This is a genomic window from Natronococcus sp. A-GB1, from assembly GCF_029688845.1.
In the GTDB taxonomy this organism is placed as follows: domain Archaea; phylum Halobacteriota; class Halobacteria; order Halobacteriales; family Natrialbaceae; genus Natronococcus.
In genome coordinates, this window is sequence record NZ_JARUKW010000016.1 from 25,202 (window position 1) to 41,855 (window position 16,654).

The 16,654-nt window shown below is 67.0% G+C and carries 17 protein-coding genes; 5 read left to right on the plus strand and 12 right to left on the minus strand.

Annotated features, from left to right (window positions below):
* Positions 1-33 precede the first annotated feature (33 nt).
* Genes ndk through rpl7ae form a run of 4 tightly spaced genes read right to left on the minus strand, consistent with a single transcriptional unit; the run spans position 34 to position 1,440 of the window.
* Entirely contained in the window at positions 34-498 is a 465-nt protein-coding gene (gene ndk, locus QA600_RS17315) for a nucleoside-diphosphate kinase (protein ID WP_278293193.1), read from the minus strand.
* On the minus strand, positions 498-842 hold the full coding sequence (locus QA600_RS17320; protein ID WP_278293194.1) for a 50S ribosomal protein L24e: 345 nt from the start codon (positions 840-842) through the stop codon (positions 498-500). Before QA600_RS17320 ends, ndk begins: the two co-directional genes overlap by 1 nt.
* Entirely contained in the window at positions 842-1,066 is a 225-nt protein-coding gene (locus QA600_RS17325) for a 30S ribosomal protein S28e (RefSeq protein ID WP_005557920.1), read from the minus strand. Before QA600_RS17325 ends, QA600_RS17320 begins: the two co-directional genes overlap by 1 nt.
* An 11-nt stretch (positions 1,067-1,077) precedes the next feature.
* Positions 1,078-1,440 (minus strand): 50S ribosomal protein L7Ae, encoded by a 363-nt coding sequence (rpl7ae, locus tag QA600_RS17330; RefSeq protein WP_005557922.1) that lies wholly within the window; start codon positions 1,438-1,440, stop codon positions 1,078-1,080.
* Positions 1,441-1,762: 322 nt separating this feature from the next.
* Here rpl7ae and tmcA point away from each other — a divergent pair, with 322 nt between their 5' ends.
* Positions 1,763-4,024 carry a tRNA(Met) cytidine acetyltransferase TmcA gene (tmcA, locus tag QA600_RS17335; protein WP_278293195.1) on the plus strand — a complete coding sequence of 754 codons (2,262 nt, stop codon included), beginning with the start codon at positions 1,763-1,765 and terminating at the stop codon, positions 4,022-4,024.
* Between the two features lie 14 nt (positions 4,025-4,038).
* Here tmcA and QA600_RS17340 read toward each other — a convergent pair whose 3' ends face one another.
* A complete protein-coding gene (locus tag QA600_RS17340) occupies positions 4,039-4,767 on the minus strand; it encodes an SDR family NAD(P)-dependent oxidoreductase (protein WP_278293196.1) in 729 nt (242 codons plus the stop codon).
* A 77-nt stretch (positions 4,768-4,844) separates the two neighbouring features.
* Here QA600_RS17340 and QA600_RS17345 point away from each other — a divergent pair, with 77 nt between their 5' ends.
* Positions 4,845-5,330 carry a DUF456 domain-containing protein gene (locus QA600_RS17345; RefSeq protein WP_278293197.1) on the plus strand — a complete coding sequence of 162 codons (486 nt, stop codon included), beginning with the start codon at positions 4,845-4,847 and terminating at the stop codon, positions 5,328-5,330.
* A 41-nt stretch (positions 5,331-5,371) separates the two neighbouring features.
* The gene (locus tag QA600_RS17350; RefSeq protein WP_278293198.1) at positions 5,372-5,542 is read left to right on the plus strand and encodes a hypothetical protein; all 171 of its coding nucleotides are present in this window, start codon (positions 5,372-5,374) and stop codon (positions 5,540-5,542) included.
* A 203-nt stretch (positions 5,543-5,745) separates the two neighbouring features.
* Here QA600_RS17350 and QA600_RS17355 read toward each other — a convergent pair whose 3' ends face one another.
* Both QA600_RS17355 and QA600_RS17360 read right to left on the minus strand, forming a co-directional pair.
* A complete protein-coding gene (locus QA600_RS17355) occupies positions 5,746-7,467 on the minus strand; it encodes a glutamate--tRNA ligase (protein WP_278293199.1) in 1,722 nt (573 codons plus the stop codon).
* A 93-nt stretch (positions 7,468-7,560) separates the two neighbouring features.
* Positions 7,561-8,007: a response regulator gene (locus tag QA600_RS17360; protein ID WP_278293200.1), complete on the minus strand. Its 447-nt coding sequence runs from the start codon at positions 8,005-8,007 to the stop codon at positions 7,561-7,563.
* 247 nt (positions 8,008-8,254) lie between these two features.
* Here QA600_RS17360 and QA600_RS17365 point away from each other — a divergent pair, with 247 nt between their 5' ends.
* Positions 8,255-8,665 (plus strand): response regulator, encoded by a 411-nt coding sequence (locus QA600_RS17365; RefSeq protein WP_278293201.1) that lies wholly within the window; start codon positions 8,255-8,257, stop codon positions 8,663-8,665.
* 153 nt (positions 8,666-8,818) lie between these two features.
* Here QA600_RS17365 and QA600_RS17370 read toward each other — a convergent pair whose 3' ends face one another.
* The gene (locus QA600_RS17370; RefSeq protein ID WP_278293202.1) at positions 8,819-9,919 is read right to left on the minus strand and encodes a polyprenyl synthetase family protein; all 1,101 of its coding nucleotides are present in this window, start codon (positions 9,917-9,919) and stop codon (positions 8,819-8,821) included.
* 1 nt (position 9,920) lies between these two features.
* Positions 9,921-11,273 carry a ribonuclease J gene (locus QA600_RS17375; RefSeq protein WP_278293203.1) on the minus strand — a complete coding sequence of 451 codons (1,353 nt, stop codon included), beginning with the start codon at positions 11,271-11,273 and terminating at the stop codon, positions 9,921-9,923.
* Positions 11,274-11,657: 384 nt separating this feature from the next.
* Here QA600_RS17375 and QA600_RS17380 point away from each other — a divergent pair, with 384 nt between their 5' ends.
* Positions 11,658-13,880, plus strand: a complete 2,223-nt coding sequence (locus QA600_RS17380; protein WP_278293204.1) for an amino acid permease — start codon at positions 11,658-11,660, stop codon at positions 13,878-13,880.
* Positions 13,881-13,914: 34 nt separating this feature from the next.
* Here QA600_RS17380 and QA600_RS17385 read toward each other — a convergent pair whose 3' ends face one another.
* The 3 genes from QA600_RS17385 to mvk all read right to left on the minus strand — a co-directional run bounded on the left by QA600_RS17385 (position 13,915) and on the right by mvk (position 16,568).
* Positions 13,915-14,751, minus strand: a complete 837-nt coding sequence (locus tag QA600_RS17385; RefSeq protein ID WP_278293205.1) for a MarR family transcriptional regulator — start codon at positions 14,749-14,751, stop codon at positions 13,915-13,917.
* Between the two features lie 81 nt (positions 14,752-14,832).
* On the minus strand, positions 14,833-15,585 hold the full coding sequence (locus QA600_RS17390) for an isopentenyl phosphate kinase (RefSeq protein ID WP_278293206.1): 753 nt from the start codon (positions 15,583-15,585) through the stop codon (positions 14,833-14,835).
* A complete protein-coding gene (gene mvk, locus QA600_RS17395) occupies positions 15,582-16,568 on the minus strand; it encodes a mevalonate kinase (protein ID WP_278293207.1) in 987 nt (328 codons plus the stop codon). Before mvk ends, QA600_RS17390 begins: the two co-directional genes overlap by 4 nt.
* Positions 16,569-16,654: the final 86 nt, after the last annotated feature.

Here is a 16,654-nt window from a genome sequence, read left to right on the forward strand (position 1 = left end):
GCGAACGTCGGTAACGAGTTGGCCGCCGGAGCGCTACTCGTAGAGCCAGGCGGCGTCGTGCTGATCGTAGTCGATCAGTTCGGCGTCGTCGAAGTGCAGCGAGATCTCTCGCTCGTTGGCGCCCTCGTCCTCGTGGTCGGCCGCGTGGACGACGTTCCGACCGAGGTCGAGCGCGTAGTCGCCCCGGATCGTTCCGGGCGCGGCCTCGAGCGGGTCCGTCTCGCCGATCATCTGGCGGACCTGCCGGGTCGCGTCCTGGCCCTCCCAGACCATCGGGACGACCGGACCGGAGGTGACGAACTCGACGAGGTCGTCGTAGAACGGCTTGTCTTCGTGTTCGCCGTAGTGTTCCTCGGCCCGCTCGCGGGGCATGTTCTCGATCTTGATACCGACGAGCTTCAGCCCGCGGTCCTCGAGTCGGGAGACGACCTCGCCGACCAGCCCGCGCGCGAACGCGTCGGGCTTGATCATCACGAACGTGCGCTCGGCCTCACTCATCAGGCCTCACTCTCCTCGAGTTCCTCGGTCTCGTCGACCGACTCGTCGCCCGCGGGGACGTCCTCGTCCTCGTCGTCGACGTCGGTCTCGGCCTCGAGATCCTCGTCCTCGCCGGCCTCGACGGTTTCGTCCTCGTCGGCAGGCGTGTCGGTCTCGGCGGGACCTTTGCCGGCGCGACCGGCCTCGGTCCACTCGAGGTCACGCGGCTCGCGACCGAGCTTGTAGTTCTTCTCCGCCTTCGCGCTGGCGAAGTGAAGCACGGTACCGTCGTTCTGGACGTACATGATGCCCGTTCCGGGCTCGATATCCTCGCCCGTGTAGTCACAGGTACGTTTCTCGACCATTATTGTCCTCCGATGGAGTCCGCCTCGCGGGCGGTCTCGCGAAGCTGGAGTACGTCTCCTTCGCGGACCGGCCCGAGGCAGTTTCGGGTGATGATTCGACCCTGGTTTTCGCCCTCCTGAATGCGGCACTTGACCTGCATGGCTTCGCCGTGCATGCCGGTCTTGCCGACGACCTCGATGACCTCGGCGGGCGTGGATCCGCTTTCGTTCTCTTCAGCGCTCATCTCAGGTCACCTCAGTCGAGGTCCTCGACCTTGTTGGCGATCTCTTCGACGTCGTCGGACGCCTCGCCGGCGTCGACGATCGCCGCGGCGGCGCTCCCGACCTCGAGGCCGGCGGCGTGGCCGACGTCGTCCTGGGTCTCGACGAAGACGACGGAGATACCCTTCTCGTCTGCGAGTTCGGGCAGGTGCATGACAATCTCCTCGGGGGAGACGTCCTCGGCGACGTAGACGAGGTCCGCGTTGCCGCGCTCGATCGCTTTGGTGGTCTCGTTGGTTCCTTTCTTTACGCGTCCGGTGTCTCGTGCGACCTCGAGGGCCTCGAGGGCGTCCTCTGCGAGGTCGGCTGGGATGTCTGTGGTTACGTAGACTGACATTGGTTGTTCACCTCTCCTACGCGCGGGCTCGCGCTCCCCTGCCGTCCGGGCTGGGTCCCGGGCCGACGTCCGGTCGGCGGAAGTCCTGTGAGGCTAGGAGCATCATCAACCCCGCGTAGGGTGTACTACGCAGTAGCGTTGCCCCCCTTAAAAGCGTGTCCAAACGACCGGACGAGTGGGATCGGTCCGCACGGCCGGTAGCGGCGGTTTCGGATCGAAACTCGAGGCGGGCCGATCGACCGTGACCGGCTGTGACGATTGACCGCGGGGGACGCGACCGCCAGACCGTGACCTCTTACACCCGAGGCGACGACGCGAGGGTATGGCCGCTGACGACGACCTCGTCGACCTCGCCCGATCGCTCCGCGCGGAGGCGGTGCGGACGAACGAACGACGAGCGCTGGTACTGGCCGGCGACCGGGAACGCGGGTACGAGCGCCTCGAGGCGATCCTCGACCGACTTTCGGTAGCGATCACCCGGACCACGCTCGTCGGACCCGAGGATCGGCTGCGTTGCGAACAGCTCTCCCAGACCCACGTCGGCGAGCTGCTCGGCACGACGCGGGACGTCGTCGTCCTCGACGCCCACGACCAGCTCCAGCCCGACGCTCTCGGGAAGCTCGTCGGAACGGTCGACGGCGGCGGGCTCCTCATCCTGCTGACGCCGTCGCTCGAGTCCTGGCCCGACCGCCGGGACGCGTTCGACGACTCCCTCGCCGTCCCGCCGTTCTCGCTGTCGGACGTCACCGGTCGGTTCAGACGCCGCCTCGTCGAGACGCTTCGAGCGCACCGGGGAATCGGAATCGTTGATCTCGAGACGAGCTGGACCGTCGACGAGGGGCTGACCCGTCCCCCGCCGAGTCTGAACGCGGACGCGGAACTGGAGCCGCCCGCGGACCACCGCTTCCCGCTACCGGCCTACGAGGCCTGTCTGACTAGCGACCAGATCGAGGCCGTCGCCGCGTTCGAATCGCTGCTCGACGCTCCGGCGGCGGTCGTGCTCGAGGCCGACCGCGGCCGCGGGAAGTCGAGCGCGGCGGGGTTGGCGGCCGGCGCGTTCGCCGCCGACGGCGAAGACGTGCTCGTGACCGCCCCAAACGTCCGGAACGCGCGGGAGGTGTTCGATCGCGCCCGGGAGCTCTGTGAGAGCCTCGAGGAAGTCGAGACGGCCGAACAACGCCGACTCGAAACGGCGGCGGGCGGACGCGTCCGTTACCTCGAGCCGACCGCGGCGCTCGAGGACTGCGAGGCCGCCGACGTCGTGATCGTCGACGAGGCCGCCGCGTTCCCGGTCGCGACCCTCGAGTCGCTGCTTGCGGCCGATCGGATCGCGTTCGCGACGACGATCCACGGCTACGAGGGGGCGGGGAGAGGGTTCTCCGTCCGGTTCCGGGATCGCCTCGCCGAGAGCGAACACACCGTCACCGAGCGCACGTTGGCGGAACCGATCCGATACGCTGCCGGCGATCCGGTCGAAGTCTGGGCGTTTCGCGCCCTGTTGCTCGACGCCCGTCCCCCGGTCGGCTCACTCGTCGCGGACGCCGCGCCGGAGACCGTCCGCTATCGGCGACTCGAGCCCGAGGAGCTGCTGGCCGACGAGGGGCTGCTGCGGGAGGCGTTCGGGCTGCTCGTGCTCGCTCACTACCGCACCGAGCCCACCGACCTCGCGCGCCTGCTCGACGCGCCGAACCTCGAGGCTCGCGCGCTGGTCCACGACGGCCACGTCGTCAGCGTCGCCCTGCTGGCCCGCGAGGGGAACCTTCCGGCCGAGCAGCGAGCGATGATGTACGAGGGTGGCCGAATTCGCGGCAACATGCTCCCCGACGTGCTCACGAGCCAGCTACGGGACGAGTGTGCGGGCGAGCCCGCCGGAGTACGGGTCGTGCGGATCGCGACCCACCACGCCGCGCGCTCGCGGGGGCTGGGCTCGCGGCTGCTCGCGGAGATCCGCGAGGAATTCGGTAGCGAAGCCGACTGGCTCGGCACCGGGTTCGGCGCGACGCCCGGCCTCCTCGAGTTCTGGCGGGCGAACGGGTACGCGGCGGTCCACATCTCGACGACGCGCAACGACACCAGCGGGGAGTACTCGGCGCTGTTACTCTCGCCGACGGGCGAGACTGGCGAGACGTTGTGCGACCGCCACGCCGCGCGCTTCGCCCGACGGTTCGCCGCTCTCTGTTCGGACGCCCTCGCCGACCTTGAGCCAGACGTCGCGCGGGCGGTCCTGCGAAGTGTCCCCGTCGACGCCGCCCCACCCCTCGAGTTGAGCGCTCACGAGTGGCGCGTCGTCGCGGGCGCCGCCTACGGGCCGGGTCTGTTCGACGTCGATCCCGGCCCGTTTCGTGAACTAGTCGTTCGCTACCTCATAGAGCGGCCGTCGACGGTCGAACTGACGACCCGACAGGAGCGGCTGCTGGTTCTCCGAGTACTGCAGGCCCGCGACTTGAAGACGGTCGCCGAGCGACTCGACTACCACTCTACCGGGCAGTGTATGCGGGCCCTCGGCGAGGCGTTCTGCCCGCTGGTCGACCGCTACGGAACCGAGGCGGCGCTCGAGGTCCGGGAGCGATTCGCGGAGTCCTGACGCGACTGGCGGCGCTACGACAGCACCCGTCGCAGGATCGCGTTCGGAACGATGTCGAAGGCCCACGCGACGAGTCGCCACCGACGGGTGACGTAGACGTGGCTTCGCTCCTTGCGGATCGCTCGAGCGATCCCTTCGGCCGCAGTCTCGGGCGAACACATCCAGAACGAGCCGTAGGCCAGCTCAGTGTCGACGAACCCTGGTTCGACGGTCGTCACCGTCATGTCCGTCTCGCTCCCGCGCGCTCGCGTCCGCAGCCCCTCGAGGTAGGTCGTAACGAACGCCTTCGAGGCGTTGTACGCCGGCACGGCGCCGTTGCCGAAGTGGGCTGCGACCGACGAAATGCCGACGAGGTGGCCGTCGATCCCCTGCTCCTCGAACTGCGAGATCGCCGCGGTCGCGATCGCCGCGAATCCGCGAACGTTGACGTCGATCGTCTTCCGCTCGGGTTCCCACTCGAGGTCGGGGTTCAGATCGGCGGTGCCGGCGCTGATGACGACGAGATCGACCGATTCCATCGCGTCGGCGAGCGTGTCGAACCGCTCGCGAGCGGTCTCGGGGTCGGCGATGTCCATCGTCGCGACGTACGATCGTGTTGGGAGCTCCTCGCCGATCGCCCGGAGTCGATCGGTTCGTCTGGCCGCCAGCCCGACCTCGTAGCCGTCGGCGGCGAGCTTTCGAGCGAGCGCCTCGCCGATTCCCGAGGAGGCGCCGACGACGATCGCTCCGCGTATCCGTCCCATACCGGTCGGTTCGTCCCCCCGTCCCTAACCGTTCCGGAGGCGGTACGTCTTTGCCGTCGCCGCGTCTTCGCCTCCCTATGGTCGACGTCATCGCCGCCCTCGCGATTGCCCTGCTCGTCGGCGGTGTCGCCGGCACGGTCGTCCCGCTCGTCCCCGGCGGCCTGCTCTCCGTCTCGGGTGTCCTGTTGTACTGGTGGGGGTCGGGGTTTACCGAACCCGGACCGATCTCCCTGCTCGTCCTGCTTTCCCTCGGCGCGCTCACCCTGTTCGTCGAGTTCTTCGCGGGCTCGATCGCCGCCCGTGCTGGTGGTGCGTCCTGGACGACGACGGGTGCCGCCGCGGTCGTCGGGATCGCGCTCATGCTCCTGACCGGCCCGATCGGGCTGCTCGTCGGCCTGTTCGGAACCGTGTTCGTCCTCGAGTTCGTCCGCGGTGGCGACGTCGACCACAGCACCCGGTCGGCGTTCTACGCAACGGTCGGGATCCTCGCGTCGACGGCCGCTCAAGTCCTGCTGACGGCGTCGATCCTGCTTGGTTTCCTCGTCGCGGTCTTCGTCCTCTGAGTGACCGCAAACGCCGAGTCGCTCGCCGTCGTTCCGGGCGTATGGACTGCGCTGAAAACGGCTGCGACCGCCCGGCCTGTGTCGAACTCCACATCCCGTGGGACGAAAACAGGGCCGTCTGTGCTCCCCACGCACGCGTTCTCGGGCGTCAGGACGGCGTCGTCGCGGATCCCCTTCCCGACAGCGCTGACGACCTGCTCGAGGGCGGGTAGCGAAAGAAGACGAGGCCGAGGAGATGGACGACGAGAACGGTGAAGCGGAAGAAGAGAACGGCGAGGATGAGACGGACGATAACGACGACGAAGACGAGTAACGCCGATCATCCGCTGTCTCCGTCCCGAGTCGGGCCCTCGCCGTTCGACTCGAGGCGCGATCGAATCGGTCGACGGGTTCGGTATCCGGTAGTCGCGACGGCTCAGGGGTGGGCGTAGTAGGCGAGCGTCCCGTCCTCTCCGTCCGAGCCGTCGATCCGAGCGAAGCCGACGCGCTCGAACTGCACCATCTCGTCGGGCTCGAGGGCGGCGACCTCGGGTTCGGCCCGGCCACTGACGTCGCCGTCCATCGTCCGCATTCGGACGGGGACGCTCTCGGCTGCCGGCACCCAGTGGACGACGTCGACGTCGCCCTCGCGAACGACGTCGATATCTTCACCAGTGTACTGGAGCGTATCACGGGTGTACTGGAAACAGCCCAGCCCCTTGAGCCAGATCCGCTCCTCGCGCTGGGGGAGGTCGTCGGGCTCGAGCAGGACGGCGTCGCCGGCGGGGATCTCGCGGACGCCGCGGTCCTCGTGGTTGGGGTGTAGCGGCGGGTTCGCCTCGCCGGGTGGGCTCCCACCTAACGGGACCTCGCGCCCGTCGCGGACGAGGAACCGGCGGTCGGTCTCTTCGTCGATCAGGTCGCGATTGTTCGCGTAGATCGAACTCATCGCGAGGTCGACGTCGCTGGTCGACGTGCCGAGGCCAACCATCGCGTCGACGATGGCCTCGCCACGGATGCCGCGCCGACGAAGGCTCTGCAGCGTCGGCGCGCGCGGATCGTCCCAGCCATCGAGTTGTCCCTCGTCGATCAGTTCCGCGATCGTCGACGTGCTCATCTTCACGTCGTAGGCGTCGATCTGGACGTGGCCCCAGTGGACGACCTCGGGGTACTCCCAGCCGAAGTAGTCGTACAGAAAGCCCTGCCGTTTCGCCGAGTCCTGCAGGTCGATCCCGCGGATGATGTGGGTGACGTCGACGACGTGGTCGTCGATCGCCGACTGGAAGTCGAGCATCGGCCAGCAGCGGTACTCCTCGGCTTCCTTGCGCGGGTGGGGCGTGTCGATCATTCGGAAACCGACCCAGTCCCGCAGCGCGGGGTTCTTGTGCTCGATGTCGGTCTTCACGCGGAGGACCATCTCGCCGCTGTCGTAGACGCCCGCGATCATGTCCTCGAACTCTTCGAGAACGGTTTCGACGTCCTTCTCGCGGTGGGGACAGGCCTCGCCGCTGTTTTTCAGCTCGGAGAACTCCTCGCCCGAACACGAGCAGGTGTAGGCCCCGCCCATGTCGATCAGCTTCCGGGCGTGGTCGTAGTAGATGTCGAGGCGGTCGCTGGCTTTGAACGTCGCGTCGGGCCCGAACCCGAGGTAGTCGAGATCCTCGAGGATCGCGTCGTAGGCCTCGAGGTCGGGCCGCTTGGTCTCGGGGTCGGTGTCGTCGAAGCGAACGCAGAACCAGCCGTCGTAGCGCTCCTTGTAGGTGCCGATGACGGCGGGCATCCGGGCGTGGCCGACGTGCCACGGCCCGTTGGGGTTCGGTGCACACCGCATCCGTACCTCGTCGTACTCCTCCGCGCGGGGGAGGTCGGGCAGGTCGTGGTCGTCGCCCTCGTCCTCGGCCTCGATCTCGGCGAGCTCCTCGGGCGCGAGCTCCTCGAGCCGTTCGCGCTTCTCGGCGTATGTGAGGTCGTTGACCCGTCCGACGACACCGCCGACGACGCCCGGAATCTGGTCGCCGTGTTCGCGAAACGCCGGGTTGTCGCCCATCAGCGGCCCCATGATCGCGCCGACGTCGGCGTCGCTCTCGTGTTTTACCGCGTTCAACAGCGCGTGTTTCTCCGCCTCCCGCTCGATCCGTTCGCGCAAGTCGTCGTCCATTACCGTGGGGTATTCGCCGCCCGCTCAAAACCGCAGCGGTGTCGGCCCGTCCGCCCACGTTCCGAGCAGGAGCGTCGTCTCGCCGATTCCGCGTCAGGCCGGCGCGGGCGGCTGCTGTGCCGCGTCGATCCAGAACCGTTCGATCGCCTCCGCCATCGAGGTGAACTCCGGCATGGCGTCGGGCTTCGTGAGGTAGGCGTTCGCGGCGCTGGCGTAGCTCGCGGTGATATCCTCCTCGGCGCTCGAACTCGAGAGCACGAGCACCGGCGGCGGCGGGTAGTCGAGTTCCTCCTCGAGCATTTCGAGGATGTCGAGCCCGTCCTTTCGCGGGAGATTCAGATCGAGCAACACCAGGTCGGGACATGGCTCGGAATCCTCGGGCTGTCGGAAGTACGTCGCCGCCTCCTTCCCGTCGCTGATGACCCGGAACGAGATCTCGCTCTCGGTCGCGCGGAACGCCTCTTGCGTGAGGCGAACGTCACCCGGGTTGTCCTCGATCAGAAGCACGTCTACCGGCTCGTCGGGCGTGTGGTCGTTCATACACACTACTACGGATGTTACGTGCCTAAGACTCGTCCCTACACACTTGGTGATCGATGCCCTTCTCGGGAACTAGCAGAGAACGCGTCGTTCGACGGACGTACACGCCGGTCCCATCGCGGGGTAGAATGGAGCGACGCTGAGACCCCGCGATCTGATAGCCCCCGTTCGCCGCTCGGTCTTTCGGAGCAGCCCACCGTTGCCAATCGGTAGTGACAATTATGTACCCGTCTCTGGTAGGTCCAGTATGGGTGGTCCGAAGCATGTGGGAGAGATACTCTTAGCGGAGGATAACCCGGGCGACGTCCGTCTCACCAGGGAGATGTTCGAGAACGCAGGGCTCCGGGGGAACTACCACGTCGTCACCGACGGCGTCGAGGCGATCGAGTTCCTCGAGCGACGCGGCGAGTACGAGTCCGCCCCCCGTCCCGATCTCGTCCTTCTCGACTGGCACTTTCCGAAGAAAAGCGGGGAGGAGGTGCTCCAAACTATCAGGGCCGACGAGGAACTCCGCGAGATTCCGGTCGTCGTGCTGACGGGGACACAACCGGAGCTAGAGAAGGTACAGTCCGAACCGCCACGGGCGGACGCGTACGTCCTGAAGCCCCTCGAGCCCGAGCAGTGTCGCAGTCTCGTCGAGGAGTTCTGTCTCGACTGAGACGGCTGCCGTCCCGATTTCCCGGAGCGGTCGGAGGACGGCTCGCGATCTTCGGAACCGACGGCAGGAGTTCGCACGAGAACGGTCTCCAGTCGGATCGACTCCCGGACTCCCGACGGAACTCCTCGAGAATCGGGGTCGAGACCGACCCGATCAGTATCCGCGTTCGATCAGGTAGTCCGCGATGTCACAGAGCAGTTCGCGGGCCTCGTTGTCCGGGAGCACCTCGAGTCGGTCCTTCCCCTGCTCGACGAGTTCGCGGGCACGGTCGTTCGCGTAGGTGATCGAGCCGACGCGCTCGAGTTCGGCGACGGCGTCGTCGATCTCGCTTTCGGTGACGCGTTCGACGTCCTCGGTGTCGACCAGGTCCTCGATTTCGACTCCCTGATCGCGGGCGTGGACGGTAATCAGCGTCTGTTTCTCCTCGACGAGGTCGCTTCCTCGCTGTTTGCCGAGCTCCTCGCTTGGCACGGTCAGATCGAGCACGTCGTCGTGGATCTGGAAGGCACGCCCGATGTCGAGCCCGTAGCCGTACAGCGCGTCGATCGTCTCCTGGTCCGCTCCCTGCAAGATTGCCGGGAGACACGCCGACGCGGCGTAGAGGACGGCGGTCTTCTGTTCGACCATCTCGAGATACTCCTCGGGGGAGACGTCCTCGCGTTGCTCGAAGTCGACGTCGAGCGCCTGGCCCTCGCAGATCTTCGTGCAGGTCGTCGCCAGCACGTCGAGGGCGTCGACCGCTCTGTCCGACGCCGCACCGGTTTCGAGCATGATCTCGAACGCCTTGGAGTAGAGCGTGTCGCCCGCGAGAATCGCCGTCTCGAGGTCGTACTCGCGGTGGACAGACGGAACCCCACGGCGGAGGTCGTCGTCGTCCATGATGTCGTCGTGAATCAGCGTAAACGACTGGATGACCTCGACGCTGACAGCGGCGGCCATCGCGTCGATCGTCTCCGGTGTCTGCGGCTGGGCGTCCTCTCCGTCCGCGGCCGGTGGGTCCGACCGTCCGTCGAGGGTGGGAAACTCCCGGTAGTCCGTCGAGAGCGGCTCGACGTCGGCGAGTGCTTCCGCGGTTGTCAGCAACACCGTCGGTCGGAGCCGCTTGCCGCCTGCGTCCAGCAGGTACCGTGAGGCCTCGTAGAGCCGTTCTGGCCGCTGGATCGGAAGCGCTTCGGGGATCGCCTCGTTGACCAGTTTGCGGCGCTGGTTGACGGCCTCGAGCACCGCTTCCTCGCGTGCCTCGGGAATCGTCATATCAGTCGACAAGCTGGATGAGGTTGCCGTTGCGAGTCACGTGCAGGTCGCGGCCCATCCTGTACCCCTCGCTCTCGCAGAGGTCGACGTAGCTGGAGAACCCTTTCAGGTCCTGGTGAGCGGGGATGATGTGCTGGGGCTGGAGCGCGTCGAGCATCTCGTAGTGGCCCTCCTGGTTGAGGTGGCCCGAAACGTGGATGTCGTCGTAGACGCGGGCGCCCTGCATACCCAGCAGCTTCTCGGCCTGGTAGCGCTGACCCTCGTTGGTCGGCTCCGGAATCACGCGAGCGGAGAAGACGACCTTGTCGCCGTCGTCCAGTTCGTATGGAGTCTCGCCGCGGGCCATCCGGGTGAGCATCGCGCGGGGCTCGCCCTGGTGGCCCGTTACGACCGGCAGGAAGTTCTCCTTGCCCTCGTTCATGATCCGCTTGAACGTGCGATCGACGGATTTGCGGTGGCCGAACATGCCGAGATCGTCCGGGAAGTCGACGAAGTCCAGTCGCTCGGCCGTGCCCGAGTACTTCTCCATCGAGCGGCCCAGCAGCACGGGCTGGCGGCCGATGTCCTTCGCGAACTCGACGAGGCTCGTGACCCGTGAGATGTGACTCGAGAACGTCGTCGCCACGATCCCGCCGTCGTAGTCCTCCATGCTGTAGAGGACGTCACGGAGGTGTTCGCGGGCGACGTTCTCGCTGGGGGTCCGGCCCTTCTTGCTCGCGTTCGTACAGTCCTCGATGTAACACAGCACGCCGTTGCCCTCGCGACCGATCTCGCGGAACCGCTCCATGTCGATCGGGTCGCCGATGACCGGCGTGTGGTCCATCCGCTTGTCGAGCCCGTAGACCACGGCGCCCTCGGGGGTGTGGAGCACGGGGTTGATCGCGTCGATGATCGAGTGGGTGACGTTGACGAACTCGAGGTCGACCTGGCCGGAGTCGCCGATCGACATCGTTTCGCCGGCGTCCATCTTCACGAGGTCGTTCTCGACGCCGAACTTCTGTTCGCCCTCGATCTGCTGTTTGACCAGTTCGATCGTAAACGGCGTCGCGACGATCGGTGCGTCGTACCGGTGGGCCAGCTTCGAGATGGCGCCGATGTGATCCAGGTGGCCGTGCGTCGGGACGATCGCCTGGACGTCGCCCTCGAGGTCGGACATGATTCGGTCGTCCGGAATCGCACCCATGTCGATCAGATCCAGACTGTGCATCCGCTCGGTCTCGACGTTGTCGTGGATAAGAACCTGCGAGAGGTTCAGCCCCATGTCGAAGATGACGACGTCGTCGCCGGCGCGAACGGCAGTCATCTGCCGTCCGACTTCCTCGTAACCGCCAATCGTTGCAATTTCGATTTCCATAGTTGCTAGCACTGAAAGCCGCGTGTGGACTCTCACTGAAACGGTCCGCGGACTCCCGGTTGTGCGGCCCCGGCGTCTTGCAGCGCGTCGGCCATCCCGCTATGCGTTCGTGGCAGGGTATTCCGCCAGTCGGCCTCCCGGAAACGCCGTGAGGCCCGAACGCACTTGCCCGCGGGTACGTTGTTCCTCCCTACACGCTCGGATGTTAAAAACGCAGTGGGTTGGGTCCCGGCGAGCGCGCCGAGCCGTCGATCGAGTGTCGAACCGCCCGATCGTTTGCTTTTGACCGAAAGTGGTTGACGAGTGCGGGTCGAGGTGTCGACGGCTTCGCAATCGGTTCCGAAACACCAACGTTTCTTAGCGCTCGCGGAAAACCATCGTCCGATGACGAAGGATCTCGAGCGCGACCTGGGGCTGTCTGCCGTAATCGCGATCAGCATGGGCGCGATGATCGGCAGCGGAATCTTCATCCTGCCCGGGATCGCGATGGCCGAAGCCGGCCCCGCCGTGATCCTCGCGTTCGTGGTCGCGGCGATCCTGGTCGTTCCCGCCGCACTCAGCATCGCCGAGCTGGGGACGGCGATGCCGGAAGCTGGCGGGGACTACGTCTTCATCGAGCGAGGGATGGGGCCGGCGATGGGAACGATCGCCGGGCTCGGGACCTGGCTCATGCTGATGTTGAAGGGAGCGCTCGCGCTCGTCGGCGGCATGTTCTACCTCGAGGCCGTGATGGCGCTGCCGAGCGTCGAGGCGGTGGCAGTGACGTTCGCGGTCGTTCTCATCGCTATCAACCTGATCGGGGTCAAACAGACCGGCGGACTGCAACTGATCATGGTCGTCGTCATGCTGGTGATCCTGTCGGTGTTCGTCGCCGGATCGATCATCCGGGTCGACGGCGCGAACTACGATCCGTTCTTCACCGAGGGGATGGGTGGCGTGTTCACCGCGACCGCGACCGTGCTCGTCTCCTACGCCGGCGTCACGAAGGTCGCGGCCGTCGCCGAGGAGATCGAGGACCCGGGCCGGAACCTTCCGCTTGGACTCCTCGTCTCGCTGGTCGCGACCTCGATCCTCTACGCCCTGTTGGTGTTCGTCCTCGTCGGCGTCATCGAGGGCGAAGCGCTGGCCGGGGAGGAGGCGCCGATGGCCGAGGCGGTCGACCTGCTGTTTGGCGAACTGTTCCTGTACGCGATCGTTCTGGCCGCACTGCTGGCCCTGGTCAGTACCGCCAACGCAGGTATTCTGACGGCCTCGCGGTACCCGCTCGCGTTGAGTCGCGACAATCTCTTTCTGGACATCTTCGAGTATATCCACCCGCGATTCGCGACTCCGGCGGTCGCGATCCTCTCTACCGGCGGGATCATGATTCTCGCGATCCTCACGCTCGACGTCGAACAGATCGCCAAATCCGCCGGCGCCTTCCAGATCCTCGTCTACATCCTGGTCTGTGGTGCCCTCATCGCATTTCGCGAACGCGATCTGGAGTGGTACGACCCCGAGTTCTCCACGCCCGGCTACCCGTGGGTCCAGCTGTTCGGCATCGCTTCGGGCGTGTTCATCATCTCCCGGATGGAGCTGCTCCCGATCGTCGGCTCGGTCGGGATCGTCATCGGCGGGTTCGTCTGGTACAAGCTGTACGCCCAGGAACGTGTCGAGCGCGAGGGAATCGCGAAAGGCCTCGCGCGCCGCGAAGCGGGACGACAGTTCGTCCGCGACACGGAAGCCCAGCTCGAGCGATCCGACCAGTACGAAGTCCTCATCCCGATCCGGCGGGACGTCACCCGCGAGCAGGAGGACGCCCTGATCCAGATGGCCGCACCGATCGTTCGCCGCCGTGGCGGGCGGATCCGCGTCGTTCGGTTCGACGAGGTACCCGACCAGGTTCCCCTCGACACCGCGGCCGACGAGCTCACCTCCGAGGACGTCGAGTTCGAGACCCGGACCGACCACCTGGTGCGGTACCTCGAGGTGCCCGTCGAGGTCGGCGAGATCGTCAGCCACGACAGCCGCCACGCGGTCGTCAACTTCGCGGAACGGACCGGGGCGGACCTCGTGTTGGCTCGCCAGCGGCCGACGAGCCGGCTCGAGACCCTGTTCGGCCGGGACGCGGACTGGATCATGGAACACGCCCCCTGTGACGTCGTCTTCGTCCAGCACGAACAGCGCGGTGAGATCGACGAGATCGCGGTCGTCACCGATCGCAGCCCGTTCAACGACCCGCTCAAAGTCGAGCTCGCGGACGCGATGGCCGACACGCTGGGGGCGTCGGTCAGGTTCCTCTTTGCGGTCTCCGAGGACGCACCGGAGGAGCTGCTCGAGACGGTCGAGGCGTACCACGACGATCTCGACGATCTCTGTACCGTCCCCGTCGACTCGACGATCGTTCGCACGGACGACGAGGTCGAGGGGCTCTCCGAAGCGATCGCATCGGCCGATCTGGTGATGCTGAGTACTGTCACCCACCGTCGGCTGCCGGACCTGTTCGTCGAACGACGGTCGGATCGACTCGCCGCCGCGATCGAACAGCCCGTACTGCTGGTCCACTCGAAAAAGACGCGCCGAGGGTCGTTCCTGCGACCGATTCTAAATCGGGTGCTGTTCGACTGATGGCCCCAGTTTCGCCTGCCGCCGGAGCTCCGTGTTAGGCTTCGATCTCTACATCCTCGATCCGTTCGGGATCGAGCGGGTGGGCCTCGCTCCTGTAGGTCGCGTAGACCGCGTCGGCCCACTCGCGGGCTTCGGGTAGGTCCGTATCGACGAGTACCGTCACGCCGCCGCTGTCGGGGTCGTAGCCGCTGACGGCGACCCGGTCGTCGAGCCTGCTGATCCCGTAGGGCGGTAGCTCGTCGTGAACCAGCGCGGTCAGGTTCCCGCTCTCGAGGAGCCTGGCACACCGTTCGGGATACGTCGACAGCATGTACGCGGCGACGTCGGGCGAGTCGATCAGCTCCGCGTCCATCCCATCGAGGACGCGCTGTCCGAACTCGTCAGTACAGGGATCGTAGAGCCCGACGTCGAACCCGACGAACCGGAACCGGTCGGTCTCGCGAAGCAGCGAGCGGAACCTGTTCACCGGCCGATACGGCGTGTCGTGTTCGGCGGCGGTCACGGTCGTCCGTCCCGGTTGCTCGAGGGCGAGCTCGAGGATCGCGTCCGGCAGCTCGGTCCAGACGCCCCGCAGCGTTCGCTCGGTTTCGATCAGGGCGAGCAGCGTCTCCATCCCGTTGGCGACGGCCGTCCCAAGTGCGGTTGCCCGGTACCGATGTCCGTCGCGACGAACCCAGCCGCGGTCCTCGAAGCTCCGGAGTGTTCGTCGGATCGTCGACGGCGACGCCCCGGTTAGCCCGCGGAGTTCGCCGCGAGTCCGCGGACGGGCCGCCATCGCGGCCAGCGCCGGAACGCGGTGTTCCGACCGAGCGAGGTAGGCGACGTCGTCGATCGCCTCTCGCGGCGCCGCTGGTGTGCTACCAATAGACATAGTGAGCGTACAGCCCCGCTCTCGATAATCGTTTCCTCACTGCGGAGCGACCGTTCGACGCCGACGAACGTCACCGACGCGCTATTCGATCGTCGTCCCCGACGCCTCGCCCTCGAGGAACCCCTCGAGTTCCTCGAGCCCGAAAATCGACGCGTCGGCCTCGAGTGCGAGCAGCGCCCGCACCTTCGCGGCCATCCCGCCGGTGACGTCGGTCGCCTCGCTCTCGCCGAGGACGTCGGCGACGGTCCCGTAGGACGCGATGCGGTCGATGACCGCATCGTCGTCGTCGAGTACGCCCGGAACCGTCGAGCAGAGGCCGATCCGGTCGGCCTCGAGGGCGCGCGCGAGTTCGGCGACGAGCTCGTCGCCGCTGACAATCGTCGTTCCCTCGCCCGCGTGAGCGATCACGTCGCCGTGGAGAACGGGAACGAACCCCTCCTCGAGCAGCGTCCGGACCTGTCCCGTCGGCAGGTGGAGTTCGCCGTCGGCGTCGCGATGACCCACCGAAAAGGGGTGGATCGGGACCGCGGGGACGTTGCGCTCGAGCAGCCGCGACCGTACGAACGCGTTCAGCGTCGTCATCGCCCCGTGGATGTCCTGTACTGCGGCTGGATCGTGCGTTCCGGACGTCGTGCTGACGCCGTGTTCGCTCGCGTTGTGGTGACCGAAGCTCCCGCCGCCGTGGACGACGACGAGCCCCTCGGCGAGCGATTCCGAGGGGGACTCGAGGGCGTCGGCGACGGCATCTGCCGCCCGGTCGAGCGCCTCGCCGTCGAGGGTCTCGGCGCGGTCCTTGTCGGTGACGACGCTGCCGCCGAGCTTCAGGACGATCATTCGAGTCGCTCCACCCCCGTCTCGGCGAGTTCGGCACGGAAGGTCTCCTCGCAGCCGGGCGTGTACGAGAGGGCAGTCTCGGTCTCGTCGGTCGGATCGAGCGCGACGATACAGCCGCCGCCGCCGGCCCCCGTCAGCTTCGCGCCGCGGGCGCCGGCGTCTCTGGCCGCCCAGACCATCGAGTCCAGCGAGCGCGAGGACACCCCCAGCGCCGACAGCAGCCCGTGGTTGAAGTTCATCAGTCGACCGAGTTCCTCGAGGTCGCCCGCCTCGAGGGCCTCCTCGCCGTTGCGAACGACGTCGCCGATCGCCGCGACGGTATCCTCGGCGAAGTGGTACTCCTCGCGGAGTTCTCTAACTCCCGCGACGAGCTGCCCCGTATCGCCCGCGCCGCCGTCGAACCCGATCACGAGCGGGAGGTCTGGCGCCTCGATCGAGCCGCAGTCGTCGCCCTCGACGCGGACCGCCCCGCCCGTCGCCGAGCAGAACGTGTCGGCGCGGGAGGCCTGGCCATCCTGAACCTCGTACTCGGTCCGAAAGGCGCGGTCGGCGATCTCGGTTGGCTCGAGTTCGACTCCCAGTTCGCGGGTTGCAGCGTCGATAGCGGCGACGACCACTGCCGCGGAGGAGCCCAGTCCCGCACCCAGCGGGATGTCGCTCTCGATGGTGACGTCGAAGCCGACCGCCTCCTCACCAGTGACGTCTCGTACCTGTTCGATCGCGCCGTCGACGTACCCCATCGCCGCCGTCACCAGCGACTCGGAGACGTCGACGTCGGGCTGTTCGTCCGCGCTCCCGCCGTACTCGACCGTGAAGCCGTCCAGACTGAGGTCCTCGGCGTGAACGCGCAGCTTCCCGTCGTCGCGTCGCCGGACGCCGACGCGCGCCCGCCGTTCGATCGCACACGGGACCGCGGGCTCGCCGTAGACGACCGCGTGCTCCCCGAAGAGATAGACCTTGCCGGGGGCGCTCGAGCGTGTCATACCCGGCCGTTCGAACGACGGCGGTTAATAGTTGACTGTGTCCGGGTGCGACGCTCGTCGTGTCGGATCGCTCCGCTCGCGCCGGT